Annotated in this window: 6 protein-coding genes and 3 pseudogenes; 2 read left to right on the top strand and 7 right to left on the bottom strand. The window is 65.7% G+C overall.

What is annotated here, in order from left to right; translation table 11 throughout:
- The 5 genes from IM708_RS19825 to IM708_RS19805 form a co-directional block, all read right to left on the bottom strand.
- The coding region (locus IM708_RS19825) for a glycosyltransferase 87 family protein (protein ID WP_209428303.1) at nucleotides 1-1250 on the bottom strand (1250 nt) is incomplete at its 3' end.
- A gap of 136 nt (nucleotides 1251-1386) precedes the next feature.
- Nucleotides 1387-2184 (bottom strand): hypothetical protein, encoded by a 798-nt coding sequence (locus IM708_RS19820; protein ID WP_209428302.1) that lies wholly within the window; start codon nucleotides 2182-2184, stop codon nucleotides 1387-1389.
- A 1-nt stretch (nucleotide 2185) separates the two neighbouring features.
- Entirely contained in the window at nucleotides 2186-3037 is an 852-nt protein-coding gene (locus tag IM708_RS19815) for a DUF6544 family protein (protein ID WP_209428301.1), read from the bottom strand.
- Nucleotides 3038-3060: 23 nt separating this feature from the next.
- Nucleotides 3061-4023 carry an alpha/beta hydrolase gene (locus tag IM708_RS19810; RefSeq protein WP_209428300.1) on the bottom strand — a complete coding sequence of 321 codons (963 nt, stop codon included), beginning with the start codon at nucleotides 4021-4023 and terminating at the stop codon, nucleotides 3061-3063.
- Nucleotides 4024-4032: 9 nt separating this feature from the next.
- On the bottom strand, nucleotides 4033-4257 hold the full coding sequence (locus IM708_RS19805) for a hypothetical protein (protein ID WP_209428299.1): 225 nt from the start codon (nucleotides 4255-4257) through the stop codon (nucleotides 4033-4035).
- Between the two features lie 154 nt (nucleotides 4258-4411).
- Here IM708_RS19805 and IM708_RS19800 point away from each other — a divergent pair, with 154 nt between their 5' ends.
- A complete protein-coding gene (locus IM708_RS19800; protein ID WP_209428298.1) occupies nucleotides 4412-4618 on the top strand; it encodes a cold-shock protein in 207 nt (68 codons plus the stop codon).
- Between the two features lie 719 nt (nucleotides 4619-5337).
- Here the strand turns inward: IM708_RS19800 and IM708_RS21465 are convergent.
- Nucleotides 5338-5629 (bottom strand): annotated as a pseudogene (locus tag IM708_RS21465) (IS110 family transposase); the annotation flags it as partial.
- Between the two features lie 136 nt (nucleotides 5630-5765).
- Here IM708_RS21465 and IM708_RS21460 point away from each other — a divergent pair.
- A pseudogene (locus IM708_RS21460) lies at nucleotides 5766-6116 on the top strand (transposase); the annotation flags it as partial.
- A gap of 46 nt (nucleotides 6117-6162) precedes the next feature.
- Here the strand turns inward: IM708_RS21460 and IM708_RS19785 are convergent.
- Nucleotides 6163-6922 (bottom strand): annotated as a pseudogene (locus IM708_RS19785) (IS5 family transposase).
- Between the last annotated feature and the right edge of the window lie 153 nt (nucleotides 6923-7075).

Here is a 7075-nt window from a genome sequence, read left to right as displayed (position 1 = left end):
CTTTGGGCGCGCTGCCGTGCGCTGATGACGACTACCGCCCAGGCCCCAGGCAAGACCAGCAGGGTTTCCCAGGGGAATGCTGCGGTCTGCAAGGTCAGAAGCCCGGGCCAGACCCCCAGCGGAAAAAGCACGAACGCCACCCAATGTGATTGCCCGACGGCTGCCGCAACGCCCCCCAGCGCGATACGCTCACGGCGTCCAAGCGCTGGCCATGAGGCGGTGAGGACGAAGACCGCCAACAATGGCATCGACCAGATGATCGGACGCCCGATCAGCAGGAGAATGTAGGCCATGGCGAAGACCTGCGCGAAACTCAGGCGCCGGTCGCGGAGCAGGGCAGCGGCGACCAGAAGCATCAGCGCATAGATTGCGAGCGACAGCACTTGCGCCGTTTCGAAGTTCAGCCCGGCGTTCAGCAATATCTGGAGCGGCGCCCGGTTCCACAGATACATTGGCCACTGCTCTTCCGCGGAAAGCGCAAAATACTGAAATGCGAGGGGGTCGGCGAGATAGGACAGGAAGTCCGCCCGCGCTGTTGCGGGCCATCGCATCGTTTCCAGCAAGACGAGCACTGCGCTCGTGCAGGCTGCAATCAACGCGCCACGCCGGAAGCGCGGCCCCTGCCCTGCCGCAAGACCTCCGATCACGGCGAAGGCCAGGAAGAGCAGTCCGAACTGCGGCTTGACGCTCAGCACCATTGCCACCGGCAGGGCCGCCAGAAACGCGTGCTGACGCCAGATGAGCCAGCAAGCCAGCATCGACAGCGCAATGAGGAAGATCTCGATGTTTCCGCCGAGGAAAGAGGCGACAAGGTCGATCGAGACCGCCATCGGTAAGAGCCACAGCAGGGACCCTGTTCTGGCCAGAAGCAACCAAGCGAGACAGAGCGCGATTGTCACGCCGGTCAACGCGATGAGGTAGGCGAGCGCGCTGAGCCGGGTCTGGTGGATGAGAACTGCGAGCCCTGGCGGGTAGAGATACGGACCGGCGATGACCTCGGGGGTGACGTCGGGTGCGAGACCCGGCCTGAAAGCCGCAACAGCACTCCGATGCATGGCGCGCCACCTCTCCTGCACGGTCTCTGCATCGGGATACGGTGAGCCTGTCACGGCCAGTCGATCGGCGGCCTCCGAATAGGACCGGTAGTCGACCGGCAGTTCACCGACGTCGAGTGTGATCGACTTCAGCAAGAGGGCAAGGCCAATCCACCGGACGGCGATGAGTGCGCAGGAAACAACGAAGCGCTGCATTGCCTGACCCTAGTTTTTGGAGTGCCCCACTAAAGTGGCCGCCCTCTTATACAGGAATATCCCGCCGGGAGGTTCAGAGATGGCAGGAGCGCCCGAGAAACCCAGCGACGCAAGCGGCGGGCAGGGCCGCAGCGGGTCACCCGGCCCTGGCGACCTCAAGCCCGCGCCAGACCGGGCGGATCAAAACAGCCGGGCCGAAGCCCATCAGGGCGTAGAGCGCGAGGTCGAAGGACATGAACGGCCCGTCGAACAGGGCCCAGGTGTAGAGCGTGCCGAGGAACACCGAGATCCCCAGCGTCGCCGCCTTCATCAGCATCGGGATCGCCAGCAGGTCGCCGACCGGGTGACCCCGCCACAGAAACCACGCGGTCAGCCCGACCAGCGGCAGGGCGAAGCCGAGGTCGAGCACGAAGATCGTCTGTCCTGGCAGAGGCGTTCGCGCGGCCATCGCAGGCAGGAGCATGGAGAGCCAGAGCGCGGTGAAAAGCGCCACCAGCAGCCCGAAGAGTCCCGCCACGATCCGGCGTGGCGGCGTGCGCGCAGCCGGACGCAGGGTGGCCGGATCGACGGCGCGCAGGAACAGGAAGGCCGCGAAGGCGCTGGTCGAGAGCACGGCGACGTAAAGCAACCAGACCGGGTTCATCACCCGGTCGAAGCTGTAGAGGGCGTAGGCATAGACCAGGTAGCCGATCAGCCCCGCCCAGATCAGCCAGCCCTTGGCCCAGCCCCGCCGCAGCCGGGCGTTCACCGCCAGCAACGCCAGCGCGACGGGGGCCGAGATCGTGTCCTGGCTCCAGGCGCCCGGTCGAAGCTGCGCGGGGACGGCGGCGAAGGGCTCGGCCAGGGCCAGGTTGGCGGCAACGCAAGCCAGGGTCAGGATCGCGGCGGCGTCGGACAGGCGCAACGGGGCCGGGGCGGCAGCGGGCGCGATCATGTCAGAACTCGGCGCGGGTGAGGGTGGCGCGGAAGAAGGGCGCGTAGTCGGGCGTGCCCCACATGTTGCCCATCTCGACGCTTGTCGGGATCAGGAAGCCCGCGTACCGGCCCATATCCAGCATTCGGCCGCCGAAGGGCTGCAGGCGATAGACCTTCTCGGGGTTGGCGTCGGTCCAGCGCATCGCCCAGACCTCGACCGGGTTGCCCGCGGCATCGAGGGTGATCTGCATCGGCGCTATCCTCTGAGCATGGTCGAAGCGGATCTCGGCGCTGTCTGGGCCGGTCTGGACCCACTGCGCGCCGAACTGCGGCAGCAGGCTGGCCGGGGCCCAGATCGCCTCCATCGTCACCCGGGTGGCGGCGGCGCGGGCGTGATCCTCGGTGTCGCCGACCCGGACCAGCGGGATCAGGCCGCGCAGCCAGAACTTGGTCCAGCTTTCCGCGCGCCCCGCCGCGCGGTGATAGCCGTCCGAGCCTGCGAAACGCATTAGCCCCGTGCCGACTTCCGCCTGCCAGACGAACCCCCGCGCCGGCGGCGCAAGGATCTGGCGCGCGGACATCGGCATGGCGTTGCCGTTCATGATGAAGCTGCCCGCCATCTCCAGCCGTACCAGGCGGTGCAGGGGCGTGCCGGGTTCGATGGCGCGGGCGAAATAGCGCTGCGCCACCTCGGGCAGGTCCGCGACCATCGCGGGATCGAAGGCGGGCGGGTCGGCCTCGCGCGCGGTCTCCAGCGCCGCCCAGACCCGTGCGGCCTGCGCCCGGTCGCGGGAATGCACCCAGAAGCCAAGGGCGAGAGCGAGGATGAGAACCCCGACAAGGGCGAGAAGGATGATCTTGAAAAGGGTCATGATCCTGAAGCTTCAAGGAAGGGTCACTCTGCCTGTTGCTCGGCATGGGCGGCAAGGAAGGCGGCGATCCGCGCCCGCACCGCCGCGTGATGCCCCAGCAGCAGATGGCCCCCGGTGTCAACGAAAAGCGTCTCGACCTGCGGCAGCCGTTCGGCGGTGAAGGTGGCGGTGGCAAGGGGCGTGATCCGGTCGTCGCGGGCGTGAACGATCAGCACCGGCACCGCGATCCCGGCCGGGTCGATGGCGGCGGCGGGGTCGATGGCCGCGCCCTCGTTCGCCAGCCCCGCGCGGCGCGCGGTCACCGGTAGGAAGGCCGCGATCATCGCGTCAAGGAAGGCGCGCTCGGCCCCGGTCATCCGCGCGACCGGTTCGGGGCGAGCGTCGAACATCGGCGCCAGCGTCCGGGGGGACAGGCGCAGCATGGCCCAGATCGGCAGGTCGGTCGCAAAAAGCGCGTCGTAGAGCCAGAGGGGGACGGGCAGTTCCTGTGCCTCGGCCGTGAGCGGCGCATAGGGGGCGAGCGACAGCAGCACCAGCGTCTGCGTCCGGTTGGGATGGCGCAGGGCGAACTGCAGCGCCGGGGGCACGCCACCGGACATGGCGAGCACGGTCACCCGGTCGATCCCGAGGGCGTCGAGCATCGCGGCAAATGCGTCCGCCTGCGCAGCGGTCGAGGGGTCGGCGGGCAGGCTTGAGCCGGGATAGCCGAAGCGCGACGGCGCGATCCAGCGGGTGCCCTCGGGCAGGAAGGCCTCGGCCAGCAACCGCCCCTGGTCGTGCCCGCCGCCCGCGCCGTGGATCGCCAGCACCGGCGCGCCCTGCCCGCCTTCGGCATAGGCCACCGGGCCAAAGGAGGTCTCGACCACGCGCGCGCCGGCCTCGAGCCGCGCCTCGATGCCTCGCATGTCGCGCTGCCAGACCAGCACGATGACGCCGGCGCCCAGCACCACGGCCATCAGCAGGAGCCAGAGGACGCGGCGCATCATCACTGCCCCTCAGAGATCGATCAATGCCGCGACGGGTCGGCGCAGCAAGCGCGGCACCCGTGAGGAACGGCGAGCGTCGACGCCATGGTTCGGGCCTTCGGTCGGCATCTGGGCATCCGTTGAGGGACGATGGGACGGCTTCCCCGGTAACACGAATCCGCAGCGCGGCGATTTGACCTCGATCACGCGCAGCCGCACCGTCGGCAGGTCCGGTCGGGTCGCCTTCTTCGACAACGCAACTTGTAATCCGGCGGGGCAACGTGCATATCGGTCGTGCAAAGAATCTTCATTCGACCTTCTGTCTCCTTTCGGCTTCAGTTGCGACTCTGACGACACTGAGCCGGGCCATCGCGATCATGTGGATGGCAATCAGACAGGAGATATCACGATGGCCAATGGCACCGTGAAATGGTTCAACGCCACCAAAGGTTTCGGCTTCATCGCCCCCGCGCATGGTTCCAAGGACGTATTCGTCCATGTGAGCGCGCTCGAGCGTGCCGGCCTGCGCGAACTCAATGACGGCCAGGCCGTGACGTTCGATCTCGAAAGCGATCGCAACGGCCGCGAGTCGGCAACGAACCTCGCGCTCGCCTGAACCACGGTTCGGCAAACACGATGATCGGAACGGGGGTGACGCAAGTCGCCCCCGTTTTTCATTGGACCGCGATCAGGATGCTACGCCCGCCGCGCGGTCGGCAAGCCGTGATCCCGGCGCTCAAGCGACACCGGTGCGCGCCAGACCCTCGATATAGCGGTCGAGCTGCGCCCGTGACTTGAGGTTCATTGAAGCAGTGGAAGAAACGCTGGTAAAGCACGGAAACCCCGAAATCTTCAACATGGATCAGGGTAGCCAGCGCACGCCCACCGACTTCTTCAAGGCGCTGGCGTCCCGGGATCACACCGTCAAGGCGCTCATTGAGATCACTTCCTGCGGCGCGCGCCACCGCCTCCGCTACCGACGCTGGCGGACAGATTCTTGGCCGCGACGCGTTACTAATTCTGCATCCTTTCAATTCTCCGGCGCCTGGTGCAGCGCGTGATGCCACACACCTAAGTGTCAGGGCCTTCGCCTGCGCGCGACGGGACAGCGTCTCGCGATGCAACTGCGACGCCTCGAAAGGTGGTGGACAGCGGCCATAGGCCACCAGCGCATAGCGGATGATGACACTTCGCGCTGTTCGGCCACTGGTGCAATCGATTCACAACATGGCGCATCCACGCGCGCGTGATGCGTTCGCTCATAGCAACCCATGTGCCCATTGGCGCATTCCGATGGACATGATTTTCCACGGGCGGTCGACGAGGTTGTTCCACCAGAGGATCGTGGAAGACCTGGACCGCGCCGATCTGCAACATGTGCAGGATGACCTGCGCATCCTTCGGATCGTTCTTGTCCCAACTGTTGTGCAGTGCCTCGCGCGTGCGCGGGCAGCTCGAAACCGCGAAGCACCGCGATCAGGCGCTGGTATTTGTCAGCGGTGTTCAGCACCGTTATCCGCCGACGGCGCATCCTGCCGGGCACGAACATCAGCACCTCGTGACGGTTCTTGGAAATGTCGATGCCTACCAGAATGCGTGCATCCGGGGTATGCTGGGCCTTTGCCATAGTCGGGTCTCCTTGATGGTGTGGTTCGCAAAACCACCATAGAGACCTGAGTCCTGGTTATTGCCGCCCGCTGCGCGATTGGAGGGCCCCGCGCGCGGCCATAACCTCCCGCAGCGCTCCATTCCAAACATGCTACGGCGCCGAATTCATCGCCAGGAAGGTGCGCGGCTGAATCGAAACCGTCGGCGCCAAGACGGCGTTCATCGAGCCGGGCTCACCCTGGGAGAACGGCTATATCGAAAGCCTCAACGCCCGCCTGCGCGACGAGTTGCTCGGCGGCGAGATCTTCTACTCGCTCAGCGAGGCTCGCATCGTGATCGAAAGCTGGCGCCGCCATTACAACACCGTTCGCCCGCATGGATAGCTGGGCTACCGGCCACCGGCGCCAGAGGTCTTCGTTCCGGCGCTCGCTGCGTGGCCGTGTCCGCCACATCGAACCGCTGCGACGGGCACGCTAACGCTAGCGTCGAGACCCATCATGCACTAACAGAAAAAGTGGGCCACTCGATGGGGGCGAGTCATAGGCTCCAGAGTCATTGATTTCGAAGCCAGAGGATGACGGCTGCGGCGAGGGCCTCGGCGGAGAGGAAGGTCTTGGCACACTTGTCGTGGCGTGTCGCGATGCGGCGCCAGTTCTTGGGCATGATCTCGATGCGGCTTGTAGCGGCGCTTGTCGTTTCGGACGGCCTTGCCGCGGGAATTTCGGCCCGGGATGCAGGGACGTATCCGCTTTTCTTTCAACGCGTCTCGGAACCGGTTGGCATCATATCCCCGGTCCGCGATCAGGCGTTCAGCGGCAGGCAGGCTGCTCAACAGGGCCGCCGCGCCGGTGTCATCGCTGACCTGGCCCGCCGTCATGAAGAACCGCAACGGCCGATCTTTCGCATCCGTGACGGCGTGCAGCTTCGTGTTCAGCCCGCCCTTCCTACGCCCGATCAGACGCCCGCGTTGATGGTCAGGCCCCCCTTCTCGCCCGTAGGCTCGAGGCCGTGCGATGCGATTTCAGGTAGTCGCGTCGATCATGATGACCTTCTCCTCGCCACCTTAGGATGCCAGCCCCTCCATCATCAGGGCGAAGACCCCCATATCGCCCCACCGCTTCCACCGATTGCAGAAGGGCTTCGGCGGGCCATACTCCCGGGGTGCATCACACCATCGCAACCCGTTGCGATTGATGAAGTTTATGCCGGTTAGCACGCGCCGATCATCGACCCGCGGCTTGCCATCGCGCTTCGGAAAGAACGATTTCAGCCGCTCCAGATGCTTCTCAGTCAGCCAGAAAAGCTTGCTCATCATCACCCCCGTCAGTTCGAGAGCTTGAATCACCCACGTCCAGCGGACTCAAGCAAAACAAAAGGTCCTGATACGGAATCCGGGTGATCAGTTCGCGGCGACAGAGTTTGGCCACCAATGGAAGCCGGCTTGGCCTCGGATGAGACCACGGTC

It is taken from the genome of Pararhodobacter sp. SW119 (assembly GCF_017811755.1).
In the GTDB taxonomy this organism is placed as follows: Bacteria; Pseudomonadota; Alphaproteobacteria; order Rhodobacterales; family Rhodobacteraceae; genus Pararhodobacter.
This window is presented reverse-complemented; position numbering and strand designations above follow the sequence as displayed.

Coding starts and splice junctions, on each gene's coding strand:
- IM708_RS19810 (WP_209428300.1), bottom strand. CDS start 4,023: ATGATGCGCCGCGTCCTCTGGCTCCTGCTGATGGCCGTGGTGCTGGGC.
- IM708_RS19815 (WP_209428301.1), bottom strand. CDS start 3,037: ATGACCCTTTTCAAGATCATCCTTCTCGCCCTTGTCGGGGTTCTCATC.
- IM708_RS19800 (WP_209428298.1), top strand. CDS start 4,412: ATGGCCAATGGCACCGTGAAATGGTTCAACGCCACCAAAGGTTTCGGC.
- IM708_RS19820 (WP_209428302.1), bottom strand. CDS start 2,184: ATGATCGCGCCCGCTGCCGCCCCGGCCCCGTTGCGCCTGTCCGACGCC.